The 26,076-nt window shown below is 41.8% G+C and carries 21 protein-coding genes and 2 tRNA genes; 19 read left to right on the top strand and 4 right to left on the bottom strand.

Annotated features, from left to right (window positions below; all coding sequences use genetic code 11):
- Positions 1-154: 154 nt before the first annotated feature.
- The 7 genes from AB6811_RS11195 to AB6811_RS11165 all read left to right on the top strand — a co-directional run bounded on the left by AB6811_RS11195 (position 155) and on the right by AB6811_RS11165 (position 10,882).
- On the top strand, positions 155-346 hold the full coding sequence (locus AB6811_RS11195; RefSeq protein ID WP_369490551.1) for a hypothetical protein: 192 nt from the start codon (positions 155-157) through the stop codon (positions 344-346).
- 692 nt (positions 347-1,038) lie between these two features.
- Complete coding sequence (locus AB6811_RS11190; RefSeq protein WP_369490550.1) at positions 1,039-2,367, top strand: MFS transporter; 1,329 nt, start codon at positions 1,039-1,041, stop codon at positions 2,365-2,367.
- A 4-nt stretch (positions 2,368-2,371) separates the two neighbouring features.
- The gene (gene pgmB / locus AB6811_RS11185; RefSeq protein ID WP_369490549.1) at positions 2,372-3,034 is read left to right on the top strand and encodes a beta-phosphoglucomutase; all 663 of its coding nucleotides are present in this window, start codon (positions 2,372-2,374) and stop codon (positions 3,032-3,034) included.
- Positions 3,035-3,039: 5 nt separating this feature from the next.
- Positions 3,040-5,364: a glycoside hydrolase family 65 protein gene (locus AB6811_RS11180; RefSeq protein ID WP_369490548.1), complete on the top strand. Its 2,325-nt coding sequence runs from the start codon at positions 3,040-3,042 to the stop codon at positions 5,362-5,364.
- Between the two features lie 49 nt (positions 5,365-5,413).
- On the top strand, positions 5,414-6,478 hold the full coding sequence (fbaA, locus tag AB6811_RS11175) for a class II fructose-bisphosphate aldolase (RefSeq protein ID WP_369490547.1): 1,065 nt from the start codon (positions 5,414-5,416) through the stop codon (positions 6,476-6,478).
- A 178-nt stretch (positions 6,479-6,656) separates the two neighbouring features.
- A complete protein-coding gene (locus AB6811_RS11170; RefSeq protein WP_369490546.1) occupies positions 6,657-8,480 on the top strand; it encodes a glycoside hydrolase family 13 protein in 1,824 nt (607 codons plus the stop codon).
- 20 nt (positions 8,481-8,500) lie between these two features.
- Positions 8,501-10,882: an alpha-amylase family glycosyl hydrolase gene (locus AB6811_RS11165; RefSeq protein ID WP_369490545.1), complete on the top strand. Its 2,382-nt coding sequence runs from the start codon at positions 8,501-8,503 to the stop codon at positions 10,880-10,882.
- A 280-nt stretch (positions 10,883-11,162) separates the two neighbouring features.
- Here the strand turns inward: AB6811_RS11165 and AB6811_RS11160 are convergent.
- A tRNA-Lys gene (locus AB6811_RS11160) sits at positions 11,163-11,238 on the bottom strand.
- Positions 11,239-11,462: 224 nt separating this feature from the next.
- Here AB6811_RS11160 and AB6811_RS11155 point away from each other — a divergent pair.
- From AB6811_RS11155 to AB6811_RS11140, 4 genes are all read left to right on the top strand, one after another.
- Entirely contained in the window at positions 11,463-12,290 is an 828-nt protein-coding gene (locus AB6811_RS11155) for an SDR family oxidoreductase (RefSeq protein WP_369490544.1), read from the top strand.
- Between the two features lie 50 nt (positions 12,291-12,340).
- Positions 12,341-13,816, top strand: a complete 1,476-nt coding sequence (cls, locus tag AB6811_RS11150; protein WP_369490543.1) for a cardiolipin synthase — start codon at positions 12,341-12,343, stop codon at positions 13,814-13,816.
- 56 nt (positions 13,817-13,872) lie between these two features.
- On the top strand, positions 13,873-14,520 hold the full coding sequence (locus AB6811_RS11145) for a porin family protein (RefSeq protein ID WP_369490542.1): 648 nt from the start codon (positions 13,873-13,875) through the stop codon (positions 14,518-14,520).
- A 188-nt stretch (positions 14,521-14,708) separates the two neighbouring features.
- A complete protein-coding gene (locus tag AB6811_RS11140; RefSeq protein WP_369490541.1) occupies positions 14,709-16,130 on the top strand; it encodes an ATP-binding protein in 1,422 nt (473 codons plus the stop codon).
- Here the strand turns inward: AB6811_RS11140 and kdsA are convergent.
- Together kdsA and AB6811_RS11130 are read right to left on the bottom strand one after the other, a co-directional pair.
- A complete protein-coding gene (gene kdsA, locus AB6811_RS11135; protein WP_439655721.1) occupies positions 16,117-16,941 on the bottom strand; it encodes a 3-deoxy-8-phosphooctulonate synthase in 825 nt (274 codons plus the stop codon). The two genes, AB6811_RS11140 and kdsA, sit on opposite strands and share 14 nt — an antisense overlap.
- 10 nt (positions 16,942-16,951) lie before the next feature.
- Positions 16,952-18,232, bottom strand: coding sequence for a replication-associated recombination protein A (locus tag AB6811_RS11130; RefSeq protein ID WP_369490540.1), 1,281 nt, complete (start codon positions 18,230-18,232; stop codon positions 16,952-16,954).
- Positions 18,233-18,357: 125 nt separating this feature from the next.
- On the opposite strand from AB6811_RS11130, the gene AB6811_RS11125 reads away from it, so the two are divergent.
- Positions 18,358-19,323, top strand: coding sequence for a DUF6588 family protein (locus tag AB6811_RS11125; RefSeq protein ID WP_369490539.1), 966 nt, complete (start codon positions 18,358-18,360; stop codon positions 19,321-19,323).
- Positions 19,324-19,369: 46 nt separating this feature from the next.
- Here AB6811_RS11125 and AB6811_RS11120 read toward each other — a convergent pair whose 3' ends face one another.
- Positions 19,370-21,697: a PAS domain S-box protein gene (locus tag AB6811_RS11120; protein ID WP_369490538.1), complete on the bottom strand. Its 2,328-nt coding sequence runs from the start codon at positions 21,695-21,697 to the stop codon at positions 19,370-19,372.
- A gap of 169 nt (positions 21,698-21,866) precedes the next feature.
- On the opposite strand from AB6811_RS11120, the gene fabG reads away from it, so the two are divergent.
- The 7 genes from fabG to AB6811_RS11085 all read left to right on the top strand — a co-directional run bounded on the left by fabG (position 21,867) and on the right by AB6811_RS11085 (position 26,008).
- Positions 21,867-22,613, top strand: coding sequence for a 3-oxoacyl-[acyl-carrier-protein] reductase (fabG, locus tag AB6811_RS11115; RefSeq protein ID WP_369490537.1), 747 nt, complete (start codon positions 21,867-21,869; stop codon positions 22,611-22,613).
- A 106-nt stretch (positions 22,614-22,719) separates the two neighbouring features.
- The gene (locus AB6811_RS11110; RefSeq protein ID WP_369490536.1) at positions 22,720-23,703 is read left to right on the top strand and encodes a DUF6340 family protein; all 984 of its coding nucleotides are present in this window, start codon (positions 22,720-22,722) and stop codon (positions 23,701-23,703) included.
- A 139-nt stretch (positions 23,704-23,842) separates the two neighbouring features.
- Positions 23,843-23,916, top strand: a tRNA-Thr gene (locus AB6811_RS11105).
- Positions 23,917-23,965: 49 nt separating this feature from the next.
- On the top strand, positions 23,966-25,210 hold the full coding sequence (locus AB6811_RS11100; protein ID WP_369490535.1) for a CinA family nicotinamide mononucleotide deamidase-related protein: 1,245 nt from the start codon (positions 23,966-23,968) through the stop codon (positions 25,208-25,210).
- Between the two features lie 198 nt (positions 25,211-25,408).
- On the top strand, positions 25,409-25,642 hold the full coding sequence (gene rpmB / locus AB6811_RS11095; RefSeq protein ID WP_369490534.1) for a 50S ribosomal protein L28: 234 nt from the start codon (positions 25,409-25,411) through the stop codon (positions 25,640-25,642).
- A gap of 19 nt (positions 25,643-25,661) precedes the next feature.
- A complete protein-coding gene (gene rpmG / locus AB6811_RS11090; RefSeq protein WP_369490533.1) occupies positions 25,662-25,844 on the top strand; it encodes a 50S ribosomal protein L33 in 183 nt (60 codons plus the stop codon).
- Between the two features lie 11 nt (positions 25,845-25,855).
- Complete coding sequence (locus AB6811_RS11085; RefSeq protein ID WP_369490532.1) at positions 25,856-26,008, top strand: DUF4295 domain-containing protein; 153 nt, start codon at positions 25,856-25,858, stop codon at positions 26,006-26,008.
- The last annotated feature ends 68 nt before the right edge of the window (positions 26,009-26,076 follow it).

The raw sequence follows: 26,076 nt of genomic DNA, 5'->3' as shown, positions 1-26,076 counted from the left end.
CACGCAATGCAAAGTCCAAAGAGGAAGGGTGAAACGTTGCATCGCAAAGGAAAAACATGGCAAAGAGCGGTTTACATGTTCTTTCTTGTCTTGATACAAGAAAGAACCAAAGAAAATCAAGGCTGAAAAGCCCGACCCGATGGGTACCCCGTAGGTGGAACTGCCACGCGATACTATTCGCCACTCCATCGGAGTGTCTCATATGGTATCGCTTACTAGACCCACCGCCACATTACACCCCCGACCCAATGCCGGGTCAGGCTTTTATGCCTCTGCTTGCTTCTTCCGCTCCATTCCCTCTCAGGAAAAAGGGCTAGAGTTAGGTCGTTTCCCACATTCAACCTAGATGACCCCTCTAAATCTCCCCTGAGAGGGGAGACTTTAACGGTGCACCCCTCTCCTGTCAGGAGAGGGGCTGGGGTGAGGTCGTTTTAAACGAGCATCGAGAAACGAACAACGAACAACTCTCCGAGCCCCGTGGGGGCGTAATATTTGTAACTCCATGGAACTCCCGTATGTAAGGCGATGCACGCTAGGACACTGCAAAGAGCAGTACTGATGCGTTGCATCGCAACAGCAAAACATAGTAAAGAGCGATTGCCAAAAACAAATTAAAAAGAAATAAAGGTAGTGAAGGCATAAAGCGATGCTTCGGCAAGCTCAGCATGACACGATAGGACGGGATTACACCAAACTATCAACTATCAACAATCAACCAACAACCATCAACTTAAATCGTTTCACAGTGTAAATCACTATAATCTGCGTCATCTGCGTTCCATTTAAATTCAATATCAAAACACACCCATCGATAAATTTACCGCAAACGTTTACGGTTGATTTTACGCGGTTTTCCTGATGTTCAAGGGTTTCAGTATTGAAAATTTTTGAAATATTTCTTCAACCCTTCGTAAACGATTGAAATGCCTCTTTCATGTTCTGAAACCCTTATTTCACAAGGGTTTTAACTTTGTGTTATGTTTTTTTTAAGATTTTTTTACTTTAATTTTGGACACCTTGAAAACTAAAAATAGCTTTATGGCAAAGAAACCTAAACTCAGCTTTTGGCAAATTTGGAACCTTAGCTTTGGCTTTTTAGGGGTTCAGGCAGGTTTTGCCCTGCAAAATGCCAATGTTTCACGCATACTATCAAACTATGGCGCTGACCTACATCACCTCTCTTTTTTCTGGCTTGTAGCACCAATCATGGGGCTAATCATTCAGCCATGGGTAGGAGCAGCGAGCGATAGGACTTGGACTAGAATGGGGCGCCGTAAGCCTTTTATTTTTGGAGGTGCTATTGCAGCTTCATTAGGAATGTTTTTTATGCCTAACTCACATATTGCAATAGCCATTCTGCCTCCTGTAATTTTTGGAGCAATAATGCTGGCATTAATGGATGCTTCGTTCAACGTTACTTTCCAGCCTTTTCGCTCTTTGGTTGCCGACATGACCCCCGATGAGCAAACTAATACTGGTTATTCAATTCAAACCCTGCTTATCAATCTGGGTGCTGTTATTGGTTCTTTCCTACCTTTCGTCCTCACTAATTTGCTTGGAGTGGGTAATACCGCTCCTGAGGGACAAGTTCCCCCTTCAGTGGTTTGGTCGTTTTATATTGGTGGTTCTATTCTGTTGATATCGGTTTTGTGGACTGTGTTCACAACCAAGGAATATAACCCCGATGAGTTTAAACAGTACAACCAATCCGATAGCGTTGTTGTTGAAGCTGAGAAAAAAAGTTTCTGGCAAACTTTAACATCAATGCCGGGTATAATGGGCAAACTAGCCATTGTTCAGTTCTTTTCTTGGTTTGCTCTGTTTGCCATGTGGGTTTATACAACACCAGCCGTAGCCCAGCATATTTGGGGAACAGCCATTGGCGATTCCACCTCTCCTGAGTATAACGAAGCGGCTAACTGGGTAGGGGTTCTTTTTGGATTATATAGCGTTTTTGCGGCCATTTTTGCCATTTTCCTCGACAAGATAGCTAATCGCTTGGGTAGAGTAAAAACCTATTCCATTTCGCTTCTTTTTGGCGCGTTAGGCTATTTATCGATGTACATATTTACCGGTCAATATGCTCTTATTCTTTCAATGGTAGGTGTTGGAATTGCTTGGGCTGCCATTCTGGCTATGCCTTACGCAATTCTTGCGCGTTCGCTACCAGCCGATAGAATGGGAGTGTATATGGGCATTTTCAACATAACCGTGGTAGTACCGCAAATTGTAAGTGGTTTACTGCTTGGAACTATTCTCAAATTTGTTTTCAACGAAAAGGCAATCTATATGATAGTTCTTGCTGGTTTATCGATGCTTTTAGCTTCGGCAAGCGCTATTCTTTTTGTTAAAGAGAAAAAGGCTTAACCCGATGAATGAGATTAAGGCTTGTATTTTCGATTTAGATGGGGTAGTGGTCGATACTGCAAAGTATCACTACTTGGCTTGGAAGCGCCTTGCGCAGGAGTTGGGCTTTGAGTTTACCGAGCAGCATAACGAGCGCCTTAAAGGAGTTAGCCGTATGCGCTCCCTTGAAATTTTGCTGGAGGTTGGTGGTTTGTCGTTTCCATTGGATGAAATGGAACGAATGGCTGCCAAGAAAAATGCCTGGTACGTGGAGTACATTGAACGAATGACCCCCGATGAGATTCTTCCTGGCGCAAAGGAATTGCTGGAAGAGTTAAGGGCTAATGGCATAAAAGTTTCTCTTGGTTCTGCAAGCAAAAATTCGCCCCTTATCCTTGAACGGATTGGTTTAAAAAATCATTTCGATGCTGTAATTGATGGTAACTCGGTTACAGTAGCCAAACCGGCACCTGATATCTTCCTGGTTGCTGCAAAATCGCTTGGGGTAAATCCTGAGTTTTGTGTTGTATTTGAGGATGCCGAAGCCGGTATTGAGGCTGCAATTAATGCAGGTATGCGCACTGTTGGTATTGGCAATCCTCAAATTCTGAACCGTGCCGATGTGGTTGTGCCTAATCTTAAAGGTTTTACATATAGCAAATTAATTGAACTATTCTTAAAAAAGTAATCGATATGAACCCTTATCTTAAACACGACGAGTGGTGCATCATTGAAGAGGGATTTATTCCTGAAAATACTCGCGCTTCGGAGAGTATTTTCAGCATTGGAAATGGTGCTATGGGACAGCGTGCTAACTTTGAAGAGAAATTCACCGGCAGCACGCTTCAGGGAAGCTACATAGGTGGCGTTTACTACCCCGATAAAACCCGAGTGGGTTGGTGGAAAAATGGCTACCCTGAGTATTTCGCCAAGGTTATCAACTCTACCAACTGGATTGGAATCAATGTAATTGTAAACGGCGAGGAGCTCGACCTGGCCAAGTGTAAAGTTCAGGATTTCCGTAGGGTACTCAACATGAAGGAGGGATACCTTGAACGTTCATTTATTGCCGAGCTACAGAACGGTATAAAGTTGGCCGTTAAGTCAACACGATTTTTAAGTATGGTCGATTCTGAACTTGGCGCTATACGTTACTCTGTTAAACCGCTTAATGCCGATGCTAATATCGAGGTTCACCCATACCTCGATGCCGATGTTCACAATGAGGATTCCAACTATGGCGAGAAGTTCTGGGAAGTGGTCGATATTAAAGGCACATCAGCTTTCAGCTACATTGTAAGCCGTACTAAAAAACTCGATTTCCACGTTGGCCATGCCATGCGTAACTTTATACACGTTAATGGTCAGCATCAGAATGTTCAGCCGCAAGTAAACACCTCAGCTATGTATGTCGACAACAGGTTTACTATTAATGCAAAGGCTGGCGATGAGGTAACCCTCTACAAGTATGCTGCTGTAATTTCAAGCCTGAACCATGAGAAGGGAACTTTTCCCAAGGTTCTCGAAAAGCTTATCGATACTGCCGTATCGAAAGGTTTCGATAAAATGCTTGATGAGCAGCGAAATGCTTGGACTGAGATTTGGCAACATAGCGATATCACCATTGAGGGCGATGTGGCTGCTCAGCAGGGTATCCGCTTTAATATTTTCCAGCTCAGCCAAACCTATACGGGCAAGGATGAACGCTTGAACATTGGCCCAAAAGGCTTTACAGGTGAAAAGTATGGTGGATCAACCTATTGGGATACCGAGGCATACTGTTTACCTTTCTATATGGTTACACACGGTCAAAAGGTTGCCCGTCAACTTCTGCTCTACCGCTACAAGCAACTTGGAAAGGCTATTGAAAATGCACAAAAACTTGGCTTTACCGATGGTGCAGCCCTTTATCCAATGGTTACCATGAACGGTGAGGAGTGCCACAACGAGTGGGAAATTACCTTTGAGGAGATTCATCGTAATGGTGCCATTGCTTTTGCAATTTACAATTACGTTCGCTATACAGGCGATAAAAGTTACTTGGTAAACTTTGGCCTTGAAGTGCTCATTGCAATTGCTCGTTTTTGGGCACAGCGTGTGAACTTCTCGCAGGAAAAGGGTAAGTACGTTATGCTGGGTGTTACCGGCCCTAATGAGTATGAGAATAACGTTAATAACAACTGGTACACTTCAACCATTGCTTGCTGGTGCATGGAGTATGCTGAGGAGGTAGCATCTTACGTTAAATCAACCGATCCATCCAAGTATGCTGAGTTGACTAAATCAATCCATTTTGATGAATCTAAGGAGATAGCCAAGTGGCGCGATATCCGTAACAATATGTTCTTCCCTGTTGATGAAAAGTTAGGAATATTCCTGCAACAGGAAGGGTATATGGACAAGGAGCAGATTCTTGTTAAGGATCTTGATCCCAAGGAGCGTCCGTTAAATCAGAAATGGAGTTGGGATCGTATTCTGCGTTCCTGCTTCATTAAGCAAGCCGATGTTTTACAGGGATTATACTTCCTTGAGGACAGGTACGATACCGATACCATTAAACGTAATTATGAGTTTTACGAGGCCCGAACAGTTCATGAATCATCGCTTTCACCATGCGTTCATAGCGTTCTGGCATCTCGTATAGGCAATGTTGATAAAGCTTATGAGCTTTACCTACGAACAGCTCGCCTCGATCTCGACGATTACAACCGCGAGGTTAAGGAGGGACTCCACATTACCAGTATGGCCGGCACCTGGATTTCCATTGTTGAAGGTTTTGGTGGAATGCGCGTTCGAAACAACATGCTCACTTTTAACCCGCTTATTCCCGATAAGTGGAAATCGTATAGCTTTAAGGTTTGGTTCCGCGATAACATTCTTAAGATAATGGTAACCAGTTCACAAATAACCATTAACAATGAAAGCGGGAATGCAATAACCCTTAAGATTTACGGTGTTGAGCATTCAGTTCCTGCCTCCAGCTCAATAAGCGTTCCGGTTCAGAAACAAATTTTCTAAGCCTGAAAAAAGATTACCTTTGCGTTGTATTTCTTAAAACTACAAAATCATGAAACGTTTTAAACCAGGCGTAATAACCGGAAAAGAGTTACAGGAACTATTTGCAATTGCTAAGGCTGAGCAGTTTGCTCTACCTGCAGTTAACGTTACTGGAACTAATACAATGAATGCCGTGCTGGAAACCGCCCGTGAGTTGGGCTCACCGGTTATTATTCAGTTTTCAAACAGCGGGGCATCGTTTATTGCAGGCAAATCGCTATCCAACGACGGTCAACAGGCTAGTATACTTGGGGCAATAAGCGGAGCTAAGCATGTTCATTTGCTGGCCGAGGCCTATGGTGTTCCCGTTGTACTTCACACCGACCACGCTGCCAAAAAACTTCTTCCATGGATTGATGGCTTGCTCGATGCGGGCGAAAAACATTTCCGCGAAACAGGAAAACCTCTTTTCAGCTCACACATGCTCGATCTTTCCGAGGAATCGCTTCATGAAAATATCGAAATCTGCAAGCGTTACCTGGAGCGAATGGCCAAAATGGGAATGACCCTGGAAATTGAGCTTGGCGTTACTGGCGGCGAGGAGGATGGCGTTGATAATACTGGTGTTGACAGCTCAAGATTATACACCCAACCCGAGGAAGTGGCTTACGCATATGAGGAGCTGATGAAAATTAGCCCCAATTTCACCATAGCAGCATCGTTTGGAAATGTGCATGGCGTTTACAAGCCCGGCAATGTGGTTCTTAACCCAATTATCCTTAAGAACTCACAGGAGCTAATTAAGCAGAAATATGCTACAGCCGATAAGCCTGTAAACTTTGTATTCCATGGTGGTAGCGGTTCCGAAAAGGAAAAAATTACTGAGGCCATCAGCTATGGAGTAATAAAGATGAATATTGATACCGATTTGCAGTGGGCTTTCTGGGAAGGCATCAAAAACTATTACGAGGCCAAGAAGGGTTACCTGCAGGGTCAAATTGGGAATCCCGAAGGGGAAGATGCTCCCAACAAGAAGTATTACGATCCTCGCGTTTGGCTTCGCAAAGGCGAAGAGTCAATTGTTGCCCGTCTCAAGGAAGCTTTTGCCGATCTTAATGCTATAGGTCGTGGGTAATGAATAGCTTATTCCATATTCCGGATTTTTGTCCAGCTGGTAATAAAAGTATTCATATCCAAATAGTTATTTATTAGAATTTGGGCTGTTGGGGGTTTCCCTGACAGCCCTTCTTGTTTTCAGGAAAAATCACTCAAAAAAACCAATAACCATGTTTAAAAACCTCTTATCTTTACTGATGTCTACTATGTTTGTGGTGATGACATCACTTGCTCAGAAACCGGTTGAGCGTATCGAACCCCCTTGCTGGTGGGTTGGTATGAATAATCCAAACCTTCAGCTTCTGGTTTACGGGAAAAATATTGCCTCGGCACAGGTTTCTATCAACAACCCCAATATCGATCTTGTTGGTATCGATAGGGTTGAAAATCCAAACTATATCTTCATCAACCTAACCGTTAAACCCGATGCCAAGCCAGGGAGTATTGATATTAAGTTTACCTTTCCTAAGGGTAAACCACTAACTTATGCTTACGAACTTAAAGCCCGTCAAGCTGGCTCAGCCAACCGCAAAGGCTTTGATAATTCCGATGTGGTTTACCTGGTTTACCCCGACAGGTTTTCCAACGGAAACCCTGCAATTGACCAAGTTAGCGGATATACTGATAAGGTTGACCGCAATGAACCTTACGCCCGTCACGGCGGCGATATTCAGGGTATTCTGAATCACCTCGACTATTTTAAACAACTGGGAGTAACAGCGCTTTGGTTAAATCCTGTGCTCGAGAGCAACCAGCCTTCGTGGTCGTACCATGGCTATGCCATTACCGATTTTTACAGGGTTGACCCCCGCCTGGGTAGCAATGAGCTTTACAAGGAATTCATTGATAAAGCCCACGCCCAGGGCATTAAGGTAGTTAAGGATATGGTTTTCAACCACTGCGGGGGTGAGCACTGGTGGATGAAGGATGTGCCCATGAAGAACTGGTTCAACCTTTACCCCGATTACAAACGGACAAACTACCGCATTCCTACCACCTTCGACCCGCATGCTTCGGTTGCCGATAGCAGCCTAATGGCCGACGGTTGGTTCGACGGCCACATGCCCGACCTTAACCAGCGAAACCCATACCTTGCCAACTACCTAATACAGAACAGTATCTGGTGGATTGAGTATGCCGGGTTGGATGGCATCCGAATGGATACCCATCCTTATTGTGATAAGCATTTCATGGCCCAGTGGTGCGCTGCGGTTCAGAATGAATATCCTAACTTCAGCATTGTTGGCGAAACCTGGGTAAACTATCCTGCTTGGGTGGCATACTGGCAAAAGGATGCCAAAAACCGCGATGGGTATAACTCGAACCTAGAGATTGTAATGGATTTCCCCCTGATGTTTGCCATGCACAAGGCATTTGATGAGAAGGATGGATGGGATACGGGACTGGCACGCCTTTACGAGATTATTGCCCACGACTTTGTTTACCCAAATCCCGATAAACTTTTCATCTTTGCCGATAATCACGATATCGGCCGTTTCCAGCGCGATTCTTCTCAGGCATTAGGCCGTTTAAAGCTCGCCATGGCATTCCTGCTTACCACACGTGGCATTCCTCAAATTTACTACGGAACTGAGATTTTATTGCCCGGCGATGATGCCAAGGGGCATGGCGATATTCGCCGCGATTTTCCCGGCGGATGGCCAACCGATTCCAAGTCGGCTTTTACCCCTGAGGGTAGAACAAAGCGCCAAAATGAAATCTGGAACTACATGTCTACCATCCTGAATTGGCGCAAAACGGCTACTGCCATTCACAACGGAAAATTAACCCATTTTATCCCTGAGAATGAGGTATATGTTTATTTCCGCCATAACTCAGAGCAAACCGTGATGGTTATTCTTCATAACGGTTATCAACCCAAGGTTTTGGATACCTCTCGCTTTGCTGAGTTCCTTTCCAACAAAACGAGCGGAATTGATATTATTTCCGGAAATAAGGTTGAAAACCTTGCAAAGATTCAGCTTTCGCCCCGCTCGGCTATGATAATTGAGTTGAAGTAAATCTTTAAAATATTATGTATATGAAATACAGATTATTAGCATTGATTACCGTAACCTTTTTAGTAAGTTCATGCCAAAAAAGTTTACGGATTGAACATGCTACTACCAGCCCGGCAGTTCATGATTTGCTTTCAGTAATTCAGCTTGCTGGCGATAGTACATTGGTTTACCTAACCGATTACTTCCCTGATCCTCAGGTGATTGATTCAGTATCTATACCCTCACATTTTCAGTATAGCATTTCCGATAGTAAGGCATACCTTACTTTGAAAGCTGACAATCAGTCATTGCCATGGCTCTCATATATTTTTATCTGGGCTAAGGGCGATAAATACTGTTTATTGGTTCGGAAAAATCGTAAACTTCCTGTAACCTTCACCTTCGATCCTCAGGGGAAAAAGGTAAAAAGCGTTCAGCTTGCAGGGCAAATAAACGACTGGAATCCCAGTTCTACCAATCTTACATTCGATGGAAAGGTTTATAAAACTACTAAGCTTTTAAATCCGGGGAAATACCATTACCAGGTTGTTATTGACGGCAAGTGGATGCTTGACCCAGCAAACCCCACTTTTGAAGATAATGGAATGGGTGGGTATAACTCAGTGTTAGTTGTTGGCAACACAAATCCTGAGGAGCTACCCAAACTCGTTCCATTCTCAACGGATGGAAATAAATTGTTTATTAAAGCGATAGGAAATATAGATAAGTTTATTGTGCTGTGGCAGAATTACTTAATGGATGATAAATTTATTACCTCTAAGGAAGGATTTTACGAAATAACAATACCTGAAAATGCCCGAGGTTACAAGCGATCCCATATACGCATTTGGGCCTACAACCAGCAAGGGGAATCGAACAATCTACTTATACCGCTTGAGGGAAATAGGGTGGTAATAAATCCATCGCAGCTTTCCCGTAGCGATAAGCATACTCAAATCATGTATTTCCTTTTGGTTGACCGCTTTAAGAACGGCAACCCATCCAACGATTTCAAGGTGAACGATCCCGAAATACACCCCAAGGCAAATTACTTTGGTGGCGACCTGGCTGGCGTTACCCAAAAGGTTAAGGATGGATATTTTACCAAACTGGGAATCAATACTATATGGCTTTCACCAATTACTCAAAACCCCTTAGGGGCATGGGGATTATATCCACAACCCCGCACCAAATTTTCGGGCTACCATGGCTACTGGCCGGTTTCTTCTTCCAAAGTCGACTTTAGGTTTGGGACTGAGAGTGAACTTAATGAGCTTATTGCTGAAGCCCATAAGCGAAACATGAACGTTATACTCGATTACGTGGCCAACCACGTTCACCAGGAGCATCCCCTTTACAAGCAGCATCCCGACTGGGCTACATCGCTTTACCTGCCCGATGGTTCACTAAACACCGAACGCTGGGATGAGTATCGCCTTACAACTTGGTTCGATACGTTTCTTCCAACGCTCGACCTGGAACGTCCTGAGGTTTATGAACCCATGACCGACTCAGCTTTATTCTGGGTTTCCCATTACGACCTCGATGGATTCCGCCACGATGCCACTAAACATATTCACGAGAATTTCTGGCGTAGGCTTACCCAAAAAATCAAGCTTAACCTACCCAATAAACCGGTTTACCAGATTGGCGAAACCTATGGCAGCCACGAACTCATTGCAAGCTACATTGGCAGCGGCATGCTCGACGCCCAGTTCGATTTTAACATTTACGATGCCTCGGTAGCCGCTTTTGCCCGCAACGACTACCCCTTTACTAAGCTTGATGGAGCACTGCACCAAACATTCAGCTATTTTGGCTGGATTAACCTTATGGGCTATATCTCAGGAAATCAGGATAGGGGTCGTTTTATTTCCTATGCCGGTGGAGCCTTACGTTTCGGTGAGGATGCCAAAAAGGCTGGTTGGACCCGCGAAATTGGCGTTGGCGATAGTACTGCTTATGCTAAACTCTGCATGCTTAACGCATTCAACATGACCATTCCCGGTGTTCCAACCATATACTACGGCGACGAGTTTGGGATGCCCGGTGGCAACGACCCCGATAACCGCCGCATGATGAAGTTCGATGGATTATCAACCCTTGAGCAACAAACCCTTGAAACTGTTACAAAGCTTGTAAACATCCGCAGAAATAACCTGGCTCTGGTTTACGGCTCATTCCAAACCATCCTCGTAAACGATAATGTTTACGCTTACGTTCGTAAATATTTTGACAATACTGTAGTTGTAATCTTCAACAAGTCGAACCAGGAACAAGTTATCGACTTACAAATACCTGAATATATGAGTGATAGCATATTATATCCAAACTTCAATTCTAAATATTCAATCCAAAACGGGAAACTTGAAGTTACGCTTAAGCCAAACAGTTTCGAAGTATTCACATCCAGAATAAATTAGGCTAATGAAATTCTAACAATTAAAAGGTCGGATTAACAATAATCCGTCCTTTTTTACTTTTGGAGAGCTAAAGGTTGTGTTTAGGATTTTGCTTTACGATACTTCTTGTGGGTTTATTTTAATTGAATCAAAAAAGCCGAAGGTTTGATTTACATTAGGTGCAAAACAAGTAAATTCCCGGACGAGGCACTCTTTAACTTTTTTTTCCCCTTTTATCTTTATCCTTTATCCTTTATCCTTTATCCTTAATACAAAAGCCCGACGTTTCCATCGGGCTTTTTGGTGATTCAGCTGGGATTCGAACCCAGGACCCCATCCTTAAAAGGGATGTGCTCTACCTGCTGAGCTACTGAATCTACCTATTTTATTGAGAACTACTTTTGTTTTTTGCGTTGCAAAGATAGACTCTTTCTCTAAAATATACAAATTTTTCTTTCATTTCAAATGTAAATATTGTTCTATACATTGATTATCAGATTGATGAATTATGTTAAAAAGATTAAATGTTACACTTTAACAGTAATTCAAACTCATGTAAGCCATTATTTAATAGATTAGCTGAACAATATTTGAAATAACCATGACAAAGGCATTAAAAAAATTAACGGGAAAAGTAGTTGTTATTACTGGTGCATCATCGGGCATTGGAAAGGCTTTAGCCTACGAGTTTTCAAGGTATAACGCCAAGCTGGTTATTGGCGCTCGTAACATCGATGAGTTAAATGTTATTGCATCTGAACTATCCTCAGTTGGGGTAGAGGTACTGCCTGTAAAAACCGATGTGACCAGCGAGGGTGACTGTAAAAATTTAATTGAACAGGCCATAAGCAGGTACGGACAAATCGATATTCTGATCAATAACGCCGGCATTTCCATGCGTGCCCTTTTTAAGGATGTTGACCTTAAAGTTATTCGGCATCTCATGGATGTAAATTTTTGGGGTACGGTTTACTGTACAAAGTATGCATTACCCTATTTGCTTGAGACAAAAGGTTCAGTTGTAGGTGTGAGTTCCATTGCTGGATTCCACGGATTACCAGGCCGTTGTGGGTATTCAGCATCAAAATTTGCAATGCATGGTTTCCTGGAAACCCTACGTATCGAAAATCTCAAGAACGGTTTGCATGTAATGATTGCGGCTCCTGGGTTTACAGCTACTAACGTCAGATTCTCGGCTTTAACCGCCGATGGTACCCCTCAGGGTATGTCGCCTCGCGATGAGAAAAACATGATGACTCCCGAGGAGGTAGCAAAAATAATTGTTAAAGGAATTGTTAAACGCCGTAGGAATATTATCATGGGTACCGAAGGTAAAATATCGGTACTGGCCCAACGCATTCTGCCCACCGTGATCGATCGGCTTCTATACGGATACATGGCAAAAGAGCCTAATTCGCCCTTTAAATAGGTTATTTGCATAATTTCCCGAATTTTTCTTAATTAGAGAAAAATTTGGGTATGGTTGTCTTGAACATACTAAACGAAACGTTTTTAAACCATCTAACCACGCTGCTATGGACGGTTTATATCATTACCGTGCTTTCTACAGCCGCAATGATTATCCATGAAAAGCGCGATCCCGCTAAAACGTCCACTTGGGTTTTACTTCTTATCACATTACCAATACTTGGTTTATTACTTTATATCGTATTTGGCCAAAACCGTAGAAAGGAAAAGCTGTTTAGCCGTAAAGAGATTCAGGATATTGAACAAATAGAGTATTTAAGCCATAAACAAGTTATCCGTTTTTCCTCTAAAACCGATATTCACCATAAGCTTGCTGATCATTTAAGTATTATCACCCTTTTGCTCAACAACAGCAAGGCCCTGCTAACTGAAAAGAATGAGGTTGAGATTTTCCAGACAGGTAATCAAGCCTTCGACTCCATAATAGAATCACTTTACTCAGCAACTTCAAGCATTCATATCGAGTTTTATATTATAAATGACGATAAGCTTGGTAACCGAATTAAAAATATCCTGATAACAAAGGCTAAAGAGGGCGTTAAGGTTAGAGTACTATTCGATGATGTAGGCAGTTGGAGCCTACCCAAAAGGTATGTCAAGGAGCTAAAAGATGCTGGCATAGAGATCTATCCGTTCATGGAGGTTCGATTCCCCTTGCTTACCAGTAGGGTAAACTACCGAAACCATCGAAAAGTAGTAGTGGTCGATGGAAAAGTTGGTTATTTAGGTGGAATGAATATTGCTGACCGGTACATCGAGGGTACCCGAAGGCTTGGGCAGTGGTACGACACCATGTTGAAAATCGAGGGTGAGGCAGTTCATTCACTTCAGGTTATCTTTCTGATTGATTGGTACTTTGTTACTGGAAAAATCATAAGGGAGCGTAATATTTACTTTCCTCAGCCAACCGTTACCAGTTACCATCCCTTACAAATTGTAACAAGCGGTCCCGATTCCGATTGGGCAAGTATCATGCAAGCCTTTTTCCATGCCATAACACGTGCCAATAAGCATATTTACATATCTACGCCTTACTTTATACCTAACGAAAGTATCCTAACAGCCCTTAAAACAGCAGCACTAAGTGGGATTGATGTTAGGATTATTTTACCCGGAAAATCCGATTCTACCGTTGTTTACTGGAGTTCACTCTCTTATGTTTCCGAGCTACTGGAGGCTGGTATCAAGGTTTACCTTTACCAAAATGGCTTTAACCACTCCAAGGTGATGATGATTGATGGTAAGCTGGCCATGGTGGGGTCGGCTAATATGGATATCCGCAGCTTTGAGGATAACTTTGAGGTGGCGGCTTTCATTTACGATAATCAGGTTACTGAGAGGCTTGAGGAAAATTTCTTATCCAACCTGGTACAAAGCCAGGTTATTACACCCCAAAGCTGGAGTAAACGTCCGCTGAAAAATAGTTACAAGGAAGCGCTGGCACGATTAATTAGTCCACTCTTTTAAATCTAGCACACAATTTGATAATAGTAGATCATTAAACCTTTTTAAATTCAATTACTATGAAAAGAACACTTTTTATTTTAGCACTCACAAGCCTTTCCCTGTTCTCTAACGCTCAGTTCTTTAGAATGGGGCTTAAGGGCGGCATTAGCTCATCCAATGTTAAGTTTAGTAAGGCAACCATTACCGACGGTGCAAACCAATACATTGTGGAGCAGGGCGATGCTAAACTTGGATTTCACGCTGGGCTATTTGCCCGGGTGCAAATTATGGGTTTCTTTATTCAACCCGAGCTGCTTTTTTCCCGCTCGCAGGGCGAGGTTATGCTTAAGGATGTTACCCTAAACGATGTTTACAACGAAATGCAAAAGTTCAACAAGTTCGATATTCCAGTTATTGTTGGATGGAAATTTGGTCCTGCTAGGGTTGGACTTGGACCGGTTGCAACAATCTTAATCTCTGAAAACGATGGCCTTAAAGATAAATTAGCCGATTTGACCAACCAAACAGTGAAAAATAATTTCAGGTCGGCAACTTTTGGGTACCAGGTAGGAGTAGGGCTCGATATTCTTAAAACCCTTACCCTCGACCTTAAATACGAAGGCAACCTCAGCAAACTTGGGACTGGCATCACTTTGAGTGGTACCGACTACTCATTCGATCAACGCAACCCACAAATCATCATGAGTGTTGGCTTCTTCTTTTAGACTTTATTTAATGTCAGAAGGTTTCTTTAGAATGATTCTAAGGAAACCTTTTGTCATTTAAAACGTGTCGTTTATTTAAACTATAAATCTATTCAAGGAATTCTTAGGCTTTTTAGGCAAATATCTTTGTAATTGTATTTAAAAATTTGAATATTTGAAATCGTGTAAAAAAAAATATGTCAGTTTTAATGGGTATCGGTATTATAATCTTTGTGGCTTTATTTTCAACAGCCACTACATATTTCATTACGCACAATTACCTTAAAAGAAAATTATCTGCAAATGCAGTTAATAGTTCATCCGACTCGATTTTGCTTGAACAGCTTAGGGAGGAGATTCAAAAGTTAAAGATTCAATGTAAAGAGTTACAAATTGAAAACGATGAACAGGCCGATACACTTGCAAAAGCACATCTAGAGATACAACGACTCGAAGCAGCAGTCCAAAATGCCAAGATTAGGGCCGAGGAAGCCGATATCCTCAAATCAAACTTCCTGGCCAATATGAGCCATGAGATTCGCACCCCAATGAATGGCATTTTAGGATTTGCCCAACTCCTAAAGAATGAGGAATCGCAGGAAAAGCGCGATAGGTATATCGATATCATTTACCATAACGGCATGATGCTGGTTAATCTCATAGATGATATTATCGATTTATCCAAGATTGATGCAGGACAGCTAACCGTTAATCCTGCCGACTGTAACCTCGACAACCTGATGTTTGAGGTTTACACATTTTTCAACGAGATTAAGTTCAAGCAGGAAAAAGAGCATATTAATATTCGCTTACTCAACCTGAACGACGATGAATCAAATATTCTATACACCGATGCCCAACGTTTACGTCAGGTTCTGGTTAACCTTATTGGTAATGCTCTGAAATTTACTGAAAAAGGATCGGTTGAGTTTGGTTACCTGATTAACGAGGATAAGAGTAATATTGAATTTTTTGTAAGGGATACAGGAATTGGCATTCCAAAGGATAAGCAGGATATTATTTTCGACAGGTTCCGTCAGGTACAGGAGGGGTCAACCCGTAAATACGGCGGTACTGGCATCGGGTTGTACATTTCTAAACATATCATTGATTTACTCGGTGGCGATATCTGGTTTGAGTCGGAAGTCGGGCAGGGGACTACATTCCACTTTTCCCTCCCTTACCACGAATCAAAGAGCGTTAACGATGGTTCTGTAATTTTCAAAGCCAAAAATCCTGAATATAAGTGGGAGGGCGTAACTATCCTGATAGCTGAGGATATAGATACCAACTATAAATACCTTTCCACTGTTCTAGCCGATACAAAAGCCAAAATTCTTTGGGCAAGGAATGGCGAGGAAGCAGTATCCATGGTACTCAATGGTTCACCGGTTGATATTGTTCTAATGGACATTCAAATGCCTGTAGTTGATGGGTATGAAGCAACTTCAAGAATTAGAGAAAATTATCCTGATTTACCAATTATTGCACAAACCGCATACGCTCTGCCTCACGATAATCTTAAATGTTTTGAGGTGGGCTGTAACGACTATGTTTCAAAGCCTATTAACGCCCACCTCCTAAAGAAAAAGATTAACGATTTGCTAAACGTTCACGTTAAAAGTTCTTAACCACTTGCCTGATTGCAACTAGCCGCTCAAGTAATCCTTCCAGGTACTTAATATTTAGCATGTTTGCCCCATCCGATAATGCTTCGGCTGGGTTAAAATGGGTTTCCATAAAGAGCCCATCGGCTCCTGTTGCAATGGCAGCACGGGCAATGGTTTCAATCATATCGGGCCTGCCACCCGTAACCCCGGTGGTTTGGTTTGGTTGCTGAAGCGAGTGGGTAACATCAACAACAACAGGAAATCCAAATGCTCGCATGGTTGGTATGGCCCTAAAATCAACTATTAGATCATGATACCCAAACATTGTTCCTCTGTCAGTTAGAATAACGTTGGTATTGCCTGAATCAACAACCTTTTGCGCTGCAAATTTCATGGAGTCGGGGGAAACAAATTGCCCTTTTTTGATATTTACAAACCTTCCTGTTTGGGCTGCTGCAATCAGTAGGTCTGTTTGTCTGCATAGGAATGCCGGAATCTGAAGAATATCAACATATTCAGCCGCCATGGCAGCTTCTGGAGCACTATGAATGTCTGTAACAATGGGTAAGCCAAATCGCTCATTTACTTCTCCTAGAATTTTCAGTGCCTTTTCATCGCCAATACCAGCAAATGAATCGATTCTTGAACGGTTTGCCTTGCGGTACGAGGCTTTAAAAATGTAAGGGATTTTAAGTTTGTCTGTGATGCTCGATACAGTTTCTGCAATCCTCATTACGTTATCGCGGCTTTCAACTACACAAGGTCCAGCCATCAAAAAAAAGTTGCCGGATTCAATGTGCTTAATTCCTTTAATCTTTGCAATAGTGATCATATTATTAGCATTACTTGTTATACTTACCTTTCCATAGTGCCTTTATCCTTGCAGCAATTTCCTGCTCACGGCTATTGTCCTGCGGTTTATATATTGAGGTTCCGGAAAGCTTTTCGGGTAGGAATTCCTGCTCCACAAAATTTCCCGGAAAGCTATGGGCATACTTATAGTCAATACCATAGCCAATATCCTTCATCAACCTGGTTGGTGCATTGCGGAGATGGAGTGGCACGGGCAAGTCACCGGTTTCTTTTACTATCCCTTGTGCTTTGCCAATTGCCTCGTAGGCTGAATTGCTTTTTGGGCTTGTTGCTAGATAAATGGTTGCCTCGGATAGGATAATTCGTGACTCCGGCATACCAATCATCTGAACTGCCTGAAAACAGCTGGTGGCCATGAGTAACGCATTTGGGTTGGCTAAGCCTATGTCTTCAGCAGCTAATATAACTAACCTGCGTGCAATGAATTCGGGGTCCTCGCCACCTTCAATCATACGCGCCAACCAGTAAACAGCAGCATTGGGATCGCTACCCCTTACCGATTTAATAAATGCCGATATGATGTCATAGTGCTGCTCTCCGTTCTTATCGTAAATTGCCAGGTTTTGCTGCAGCACATCAACTACGGCTTTATTGGTTATTACAACCTGGTTATTGGTATTTTGTGTTGATGTTATAAGTTCAATGATATTATATAGCTTGCGGGCATCGCCTCCTGAGAATCTGTAAAGAGCATCCCTTTCACGGAGTTCAAACCTAAATTTTTTCAGCTCATGATCGGTGGTTGTTGCTCTAACAAAAAGTAGTTCAAGTTCCTCATTGGAGAGCGGTTTAAGTATATAAACCTGGCAACGTGAAAGTAATGGTGTAATCACCTCAAATGAGGGGTTTTCGGTTGTAGCACCAATTAATGTGAAAACACCTTGCTCCACGGCGCCAAGCAGTGAGTCTTGTTGCGACTTACTGAATCGGTGTATTTCATCAATAAAAAGAATGGGCGAGGGTGAGTTGAAGAATTTTTGTGATTTTGCCTTTTCAATCACATCCCTAACATCTTTTACACCTGAACTTATTGCGCTTAGGGTGTAAAAGGGTCTATTTAACTCGTTGGCTATAACCCTAGCCAGAGTTGTTTTTCCTACGCCCGGAGGGCCCCATAGAATAAACGAGGTTATAGTACCTCTATTTACCATTTCCCGAATAACCCCTTTGCTACCCACAAGATGCTCCTGCCCTACGTAATCGTTCAGATTACGGGGTCGCATCCTTTCAGCTAAGGGTATTGTCGGCATGGGAAAAATATTTCCACAAAATTAGGTAATAATGCCTTTTTTACGGTTCATTTTTTAATAAATATTGACATTGAACTCTTTTTATGCTTTATTTGTTTAAAATTAAACCCTTTAAAAAAATAGATATGAAGCTGTTAAGGAAATCTATCGTCCTGCTTCTAAGCCTAATAGCAGGAACGCTTTACGCACAGGAAGATGTTGCAAAATTCCTGAAAGGAAGCCTGAACGATGCCGAAAAGCTTAGTAAAGCATACCTTGAACCTTTTGGTAAGAGTTTGGGAACAAGTTTGAATTCTGGGTGGTACAATTCTGCAAATCCTCATGGAATTTTAGGGTTCGACATCACCTTTACAGTACCAATTACAATACCACCAAGTTCCGATAAAACGTTTGACGTTTCAAAGTTAAACCTGGAATACTGGCAGGTAAAATCTGGTTCTAGTTCTACCTCACCAACAGTAACGGGTAAAAGTTCAAACACCATTTTAACCGATAAAGCAACAGGGCTAAGCGAGTTAAACATGCCCGATGGGGCCAACCTTAAATTTGTTCCTGCCCCAATGATTCAGGTAGCAAAAGGATTGCCCTTTCATACCGAGATAGTTGGTCGTTTCTTACCAACCATAAACATTTCAAGCGTTGGAAACTTTGGTTTGTGGGGTGTTGGTGTTAAAAACGAGTTCAAGGAATTTATTCCTTTTGTAAAACGATTGCCTTTCAGTATGTCGGTTCTTTTCGGATACACTCAGTTCACTTCATCGTTCGACATCAATAAGGCACAAAAGCAAAAGCTTAACTTTAAATCTTCGGGTTATACGGCTCGTTTACTTGTTTCTAAGTCCATTCCAGTATTAACCGTTTATGGCGGTTTGGGGTATAACCATTCAACAACCGATATTTCACTTAAGGGAACCTATAACGTTGACGGCGTTGGGACTGTTACTGACCCCATTGCTTTCGACTTTGCAAATAACGGTTTTACTGCCAATCTTGGGTTAAGGCTTAAGCTAGCAATCCTAGCTTTCCATTTCGACTACTCACTTGGCAATTATGGTATCTTTAATGCCGGGGTTGGAATTAATTTCCGATAAAGAACTTTGTTTAAGTTAAAAGGCCGGGATTACCCCCGGCCTTTTTTTATTTCTTCTTTGTTTTCCCCTCTGGATTTTCATCAATAAAATCGGTTATGTTGTGAGCTATCTTCAGAATCTTCACAACCCTTCTGTTTTCATCAAGAATGGGAGAGTAGGTCTCAATGAATGTATAGGTTTTACCACCAATCTTAACCTTAGATGTTTCCTTTTTAATCATTCCATTGCGGAGGTCCTGCCAGAACTTTTGGTAGGCATTTTTCTGTTCGGAGGTCATCTCCAGGTTGTCGGCATGGTGAGTTCCAACAATATCTTTCTCGGTTTGCCCAGTTAGTTTTAGGTAGGCTTCGTTTACAGTTATAATGTTGCCATTCAAATCGTACTCAATAACGTAGCTGGAAGAATGCAAAGCATTGATTAGACTTTCCATCTCGGCCGACTTGCGAGCCGATTCCTCCTGGGTTGCCTGTAGCTCTTCCATGTTTTGTCGCATCTCTTCCTCCTGCGATGCGAGCTCCTCCGATTTTATCCTTGATTCTTCAAGTAATTTTGCAGTCCTGATGTTTATTTTAATACTTGAGATGGTTGCGGCAAAGCTTTCGCCTATCTTTTCAATAAATTTAATTTTATAATCCTCAATAGGCTCAAACGAGGCAATCTCAATAACCCCGTGAACTTCATCGTTAATCTTCATAGGGACAAGGAGTAACTCGGTGGGTTCATCCTGCCCAAGCCCTGAGGCAATTTTTATATATCCGTTGGGTATTTCGGTCATGTATATGGTTTCTGCTTCCTGTGCGCATCTTCCAACAAGGCCTTCACCCATTCGAATGACTTTCTCCTCGTATTTTCGGCGCTCGTAGGCATAGGTTGCCATCAACTCAAGGTAGATATCATTTGGATTATCATTATTGATAAGAAATACAGCACCAATTGTGGCATCAACATACTTTGTTAGGTTTCGAATGGTTTCGTAAGCAAAGTCGTTTAGGTTGCTGTTATTGTGCCTCAATATTTCAGCAAACTTAGCCATGCCCTCGTTGTACCATCTATTCTTGTTTTCCTCAGCTTTCCTTTCCTCATCAATCTTTTTAGCATACTCCAGGCTCTTACGCATTTCAAGTAGCGCATCACCTAAAACGTCGTCATCGGAAAGTTTTGAGTATTTTGCTTGTAAATTACCTTTTCCTATTTCCCTGGCAAACTGCGAGGTTTTAAACAAACTGTTAATTAAAATGTTAATTGAGCTTGCAATATCCTCAATCTCATCACCAGTCTTTATCTCAATCTTTTTGGCTGGGTCTATCTTACCAAGGGAGAGTTCACCTAGTACTTTTGTTGCCCTTACTAATGGGCTTGTAATGCTGTAGGCAATAATCCAAAGCACAATTGCTAGCACTATTAATCCTATTACCATTACAATTCTAACCTGGCTTGTTATGGTGCTTATTTGTTCATTGATTACTTTCTCGGGCACGAATATACCAAGGCTCCACCTTTCAGCAGCTTGACCTGCAGTAAAAGAGTTAAAGGTAAGGTAGTACTTACTTTTTCCCTCTAACACTGTTTCTGAGTATTTCCCATTGGTAATTACGCTGTTAATTATTTGTTTTCCGTTAGTCAAAACCGTATCGGCCAGTGCACCAAGCAATGTGGAATCGGGATGCGCAACAATGGTACCGTTATTCGAAATTAGAATGGCGTAACTCCCTTCGTAGGGTTTTAGATTCTTTATCATTTCCTGATAAACTGAGAGCTCAATGTCAAAGCCAAAGAGCGCAGCAAATCTGTTGTTAACTACCAACGGCACGCATACGCTGGTTTCCAGTACCCTTTTTTGACTTCCGGCATAGGTGTACCAGTATGGATCAACCAGTGCTTCTTTTTTTTCGGTTTTAAGTTTATAGTACAAACTACTCGGGTTATCACCGGTCTCGTTTAATCTTTCAAATATCTGTTTAAGTTCATTGTTTTCCCTCAGGTAGGTGTACCTATCTCTGCCGTAAGGCTTATCCCATTCCCTATCTAAGGCCCAAAGTTCCCAGCTTGCCCAAACCGACAGTAAATCAGGGGTGTTTTCGGCAATTCCTTTTAGTAGCCTTAAAGTATTTAGCTTAACATCTTCGGGATTTCGTTGTTCAAGGTCGTAAAAGCTATAGGTTATGGTTCTTGCTAAGGCAAACTGCTTATCAAATTCACCCTTAATTTGAGTGGTGTAGGTTTTTGATGTGGCATCAATGTATTCATAAATGTTTGTCCGAGTAAACCTATCAACCCTTTTGTTTAAAAAAGCAATGCTTGCCCAAAAAACAACTGCTGTAACCGTAAGTACAGCGATTATCAACTTTACTCTAATATGAATTTTCACCTTCATGGTAAATGTTTTTTGAAGAAAAACAATCAACTTTTAATGTGTGAATATAGCACTTTTGAAATAAACAAGCAATAATAGGAGCAATAAGTGAGCTTTGATACTTAAAACAGAAGTTTAATTACCAATATTTATTACATTTGCGTTTGAAAATCATTCAAAAATTAAACCTATGAAGTTACTTGAAGGAAAGACTGGCTTGGTTACAGGTGCGGCTCGGGGTATAGGGCGCGCCATTGCAATTGCCTTTGCTCAACATGGAGCAAATGTAGCTTTTACCGACATTGCTTACGATGACAACATGAAATCGCTTGAGCAGGAGCTAACCGCATTAGGCGTAAAAGCCAAAGGATACGCTTCCGATGCTAGCGATTACGATAATTCCCAGAAAATTGTTGATGAAATAGCCAAAGATTTTGGCCAAATCGATATCCTGGTCAACAATGCAGGTATCACTCGCGATACATTGCTTATGCGTATGACCGAGGAGCAATGGGATTTAGTGATTAAGGTTAACCTAAAGTCGGTTTTTAACCTTACCAAGGCCGTTCAAAAGTATATGCTTAAGCAGAAAAACGGTTCAATTATTAACATGAGCTCAGTGGTTGGAGTTTCAGGTAATGCAGGACAGGCCAACTATGCAGCGTCAAAGGCTGGAATAATTGGATTTACCAAAGCTGTTGCCCGCGAGCTGGGCTCACGTAACATCCGTTGCAACGCAATTGCTCCCGGATTCATTATCACCGAAATGACCCACAAGTTACCCGATGAAGTTCGCGAGGATTGGATAAAGAAAATACCCCTTCAGCGTGGTGGTACCCCCGACGATGTAGCCAATGTTTGTGTATTCCTGGGTTCCGACCTATCGTCGTACGTTAGCGGACAGGTTATTAATGTTTGTGGTGCAATGAATACCTAGTACTTGTAGCATTATAAATTAAGTTGAAAGCAGGCAAACTAATACTTAAGCTGCTTGTTTTCAACTTTTTTATTTTATGAAATGTCAAAACCCTATTAAAAAGTTTATGTGGATAAAAAAGTTTAAATGGTTAGTATTGTTTTTCTCATTAACATCTTGTATATCATATAGTTATATTGATATTGAGTTTTACGATTCACCCCAAAAATCGATTGTTGTTCCGGGTGAAAACCTGCTAGTGGTTGAAAATCTTCACCTACGAAATACCGATACTCCCATTCGAGAACTTGATTGGGCTTTGGATAGCGTTGCTTCAAATGAAGCAACCGATGCCCTCATAAGCCTGTTTAAAACTTCTCCGTGGTACGCCGGTATTAGCCTTTTCAAACATATTTATTACCGTAACGATTCTTCAAGGGTTGTTCTTCCCCTTTCTTGGCAAGTAATCGATAGCCTCAGCAATGTTTACAATAGTAAAATGGTTGTCTCGCTTGAGTACTTAAAAGTGCGTCCATACTATGATACATACCCTTTGTGGCGTGGCGATTTTAAGGAATATTACGGATTCATTCAGGTATCAAGCTATACCTATTGGCGCATTTACAATGTTGAAACAAGAAAGATTAATTTAGGCCAGTTACTTACCGATACCCTTTTATGGGAAAAAAACGATTGGATTGAGGTTACACCTGGCAACCAGCTTCCGGGTATATTCGAGGCTTGTGCATTTGCTGGAGCCGATGCCGGCGAGCAATTCGCACAGCTTATTGCTCCGCAATGGCAAAAGGACAGCAGAGCAGTATATGTTCCCAACACTAACAAGGAGATGAGCAGAGCATACCAACTTGCCATGCATGGAAACTGGTTAGATGCCGCCGCGATTTGGCAAAGGTTATCTTCATCAACCAGTAAGGAATTGGCTGCACAAGCAGCATTTAATATGGCCCTAGCCAACGAGATGCTAGGCAAATTCCAGCTATCCATTGAATGGCTCGACTTTGCAAAATCTAAATACCCTCACCTTAAGTTTCTAAATGAGTATAGGGATATTTTGCAGCACCGAATAGAGAACAATAAACCCCAAAAGTAAGCTTAATATTCTAAAATTACTAGTAAAGTAGAAAATGTTAATATTCATTATATCAATTAATTATAAATTATTTTTATTTCTTTCCTATAGCCTGTTTTGCGAATTGTTATCTAATTGATATTTTTGCAGCGATAATAATGCCTCTTTAGCTCAGTTGGTTAGAGCGGCGGTTTCGTAAACCGCAGGTCGCGGGTTCAAGTCCCGTGAGAGGCTCTGGTAGGACAGGGCAACCTGTCCTTTTTAAATTTAGTGGTGCAAGCAAATGAGAGCATCAATCCTAACCATTGGCGATGAGTTACTTATCGGTCAGGTTATCGATACCAATTCGGCCTGGTTGGCCGATAGCCTTAGCGAGCTTGGGTTTGAGGTAACCAAAATCCTTAGCATTTCCGATAGCTCACAAGCTATTGCCGAAGCTGTTAAAGAACTAATGGGCCAGTCGGATCTAGTTATTTCCACAGGCGGGTTAGGCCCTACTAGCGACGACCGGACAAAGCCAACGCTATGTGAGCTATTTGGTGGTCAGCTTATGCTCCATGCACCCTCCCTAAGCCTAATTGAACAGATTTTTCACAAACGCGGTCTTCCTTTAACTGAGACCAATAAGAACCAAGCATTAATTCCCTCTTCGTGCACACCAATTCTTAACTATCATGGAACGGCTCCTGGAATGATATTCAGGAAAGGCAATTGCTTTCTGATTTCGCTTCCGGGAGTTCCATTTGAAATGAAGAATATGTTTACTGAGGGGGTTCGGCCATTTATTGAGCAAAATTTTACCCTTCCCGCAATAGTTCGGTTAAACGTCAACACTTTTGGAATCCCTGAATCTTTCCTTTCCGATAAGTTAAAAGACTTTGAAAAATTTTTAGCCGATAGAAGTATTGCGCTAGCCTACCTGCCAAGCCCTTCGGGAATCAGGTTACGTCTTACTGCAACTGGTGACAATAAGGGTAGGCTAAGCAACTTGTTGGATATGGCAGTAAATGAACTTAAGGGTTTGGTTGGTGAAAATATTTTTGGTTTCAATGACGAAACACTTCCGTCGGTAGTGTCTAAAAAACTTAGGGGAAAAAATGAAACCCTAGCAGTGGCCGAAAGCTGTACAGGTGGCTATATTTCGCATTTAATAACTCAGCTGCCCGGCAGCTCCGATATATATAAGGGAGGTATTGTAGCATACTCAAACGAGATTAAACAAAACGTGCTAGGGGTAAGCCATGATTTGCTCATAAGTCATGGAGCTGTTAGTCAACCAGTAGTTGAGGCCATGCTCGATGGTACACTAAGAGTTTTCCAGAGCGACTATGCCATTGCAGTGTCCGGCATCGCCGGACCAACAGGAGCAACCGCCGGTAAGCCTGTGGGCACCACCTGGATTGGTGTTGCATCAAGGGAAACGCGACGGGTAGAACTCTATGCTTTTGGAAACCTCAGGGAGGTTAATATTCAACGCGCAGCATATACGGCTTTGTACCAATTGCTAAAACTTATGGATAAGGATTAGTGTATAAGTTTAAATATTTCATGTAAATAGATGAATATAATATAGATATGAATAATGTAATTTTATCATTAAATGAGAAGGTATCTAAATTAAGCTAATTTTCAGCAATTTTTTTATCAAAATATTTGAATAATTCATAAATAATGACGTAATTTGCGACCTGTTTCGAAAAAAGTAAAAACGGTAAAATATACAGCGATGTCAAGAGTTTGTCAGTTAACCGGAAAAAGAGTAATGGTGGGAAACAACGTTTCGCATTCAAAAAGAAGAACCAAACGCAGATTCCTGCCTAACCTTAAAACCAAAAGGTTGTTCCTTGAAAGTGAAAACCGTTGGGTTACCCTTAGGCTTAGCACTTCAGCTATGAGAACCATCGATAAGGTTGGTTTAGATAATGCCCTGAAGAAATTTGCTAAGAAAGGTCACATTTAATTTTTAAAAAAGTATAGCAATGGCAAAGAAAGGTAATAGAGTTCAGGTTATTCTGGAATGTACCGAACATAAAGAAAGTGGTTTACCTGGTACTTCAAGGTATATTACCACTAAGAATAAGAAGAATACACCCGATAGGCTTGAGCGTCGTAAGTACAACCCGATTCTCAAGAAGGTTACACTTCATCGTGAAATTAAATAACACTTTTAGATATGGCAAAGAAAGTAGTTGCTTCGCTTCAAAAAGCCACGAAAGATCGTGTGAAGTGCATTAAAATGGTGCGTTCACCCAAAACTGGCGCATACATGTTTAAGGAAGAAACAATGGATAAATCCGAATCGGCCGATTTCTTCAAACAGAAATAGTTTTCTGAATTATATCTTACAAATAAAAGCTTTTCGGTTTATTCGAAAAGCTTTTATTGTTATTTTAG

The organism is Tenuifilum sp. 4138str (assembly GCF_041102575.1).
GTDB classification, from domain to species: domain Bacteria; phylum Bacteroidota; class Bacteroidia; order Bacteroidales; family Tenuifilaceae; genus Tenuifilum; species Tenuifilum osseticum.
This window is presented reverse-complemented; position numbering and strand designations above follow the sequence as displayed.

What these genes read in the sequence shown, in the direction of transcription:
- AB6811_RS11190 (WP_369490550.1), top strand. Translation starts at nt 1,039, where the DNA reads ATGGCAAAGAAACCTAAACTCAGCTTTTGGCAAATTTGGAACCTTAGC.
- pgmB (WP_369490549.1), top strand. Translation starts at nt 2,372, where the DNA reads ATGAATGAGATTAAGGCTTGTATTTTCGATTTAGATGGGGTAGTGGTC.
- AB6811_RS11180 (WP_369490548.1), top strand. Translation starts at nt 3,040, where the DNA reads ATGAACCCTTATCTTAAACACGACGAGTGGTGCATCATTGAAGAGGGA.
- fbaA (WP_369490547.1), top strand. Translation starts at nt 5,414, where the DNA reads ATGAAACGTTTTAAACCAGGCGTAATAACCGGAAAAGAGTTACAGGAA.
- AB6811_RS11170 (WP_369490546.1), top strand. Translation starts at nt 6,657, where the DNA reads ATGTCTACTATGTTTGTGGTGATGACATCACTTGCTCAGAAACCGGTT.
- AB6811_RS11165 (WP_369490545.1), top strand. Translation starts at nt 8,501, where the DNA reads ATGAAATACAGATTATTAGCATTGATTACCGTAACCTTTTTAGTAAGT.
- AB6811_RS11155 (WP_369490544.1), top strand. Translation starts at nt 11,463, where the DNA reads ATGACAAAGGCATTAAAAAAATTAACGGGAAAAGTAGTTGTTATTACT.
- cls (WP_369490543.1), top strand. Translation starts at nt 12,341, where the DNA reads ATGGTTGTCTTGAACATACTAAACGAAACGTTTTTAAACCATCTAACC.
- AB6811_RS11145 (WP_369490542.1), top strand. Translation starts at nt 13,873, where the DNA reads ATGAAAAGAACACTTTTTATTTTAGCACTCACAAGCCTTTCCCTGTTC.
- AB6811_RS11140 (WP_369490541.1), top strand. Translation starts at nt 14,709, where the DNA reads ATGGGTATCGGTATTATAATCTTTGTGGCTTTATTTTCAACAGCCACT.
- kdsA (WP_439655721.1), bottom strand. Translation starts at nt 16,941, where the DNA reads ATGATCACTATTGCAAAGATTAAAGGAATTAAGCACATTGAATCCGGC.
- AB6811_RS11130 (WP_369490540.1), bottom strand. Translation starts at nt 18,232, where the DNA reads ATGCCGACAATACCCTTAGCTGAAAGGATGCGACCCCGTAATCTGAAC.
- AB6811_RS11125 (WP_369490539.1), top strand. Translation starts at nt 18,358, where the DNA reads ATGAAGCTGTTAAGGAAATCTATCGTCCTGCTTCTAAGCCTAATAGCA.
- AB6811_RS11120 (WP_369490538.1), bottom strand. Translation starts at nt 21,697, where the DNA reads ATGAAGGTGAAAATTCATATTAGAGTAAAGTTGATAATCGCTGTACTT.
- fabG (WP_369490537.1), top strand. Translation starts at nt 21,867, where the DNA reads ATGAAGTTACTTGAAGGAAAGACTGGCTTGGTTACAGGTGCGGCTCGG.
- AB6811_RS11110 (WP_369490536.1), top strand. Translation starts at nt 22,720, where the DNA reads ATGTGGATAAAAAAGTTTAAATGGTTAGTATTGTTTTTCTCATTAACA.
- AB6811_RS11100 (WP_369490535.1), top strand. Translation starts at nt 23,966, where the DNA reads ATGAGAGCATCAATCCTAACCATTGGCGATGAGTTACTTATCGGTCAG.
- rpmB (WP_369490534.1), top strand. Translation starts at nt 25,409, where the DNA reads ATGTCAAGAGTTTGTCAGTTAACCGGAAAAAGAGTAATGGTGGGAAAC.
- rpmG (WP_369490533.1), top strand. Translation starts at nt 25,662, where the DNA reads ATGGCAAAGAAAGGTAATAGAGTTCAGGTTATTCTGGAATGTACCGAA.
- AB6811_RS11085 (WP_369490532.1), top strand. Translation starts at nt 25,856, where the DNA reads ATGGCAAAGAAAGTAGTTGCTTCGCTTCAAAAAGCCACGAAAGATCGT.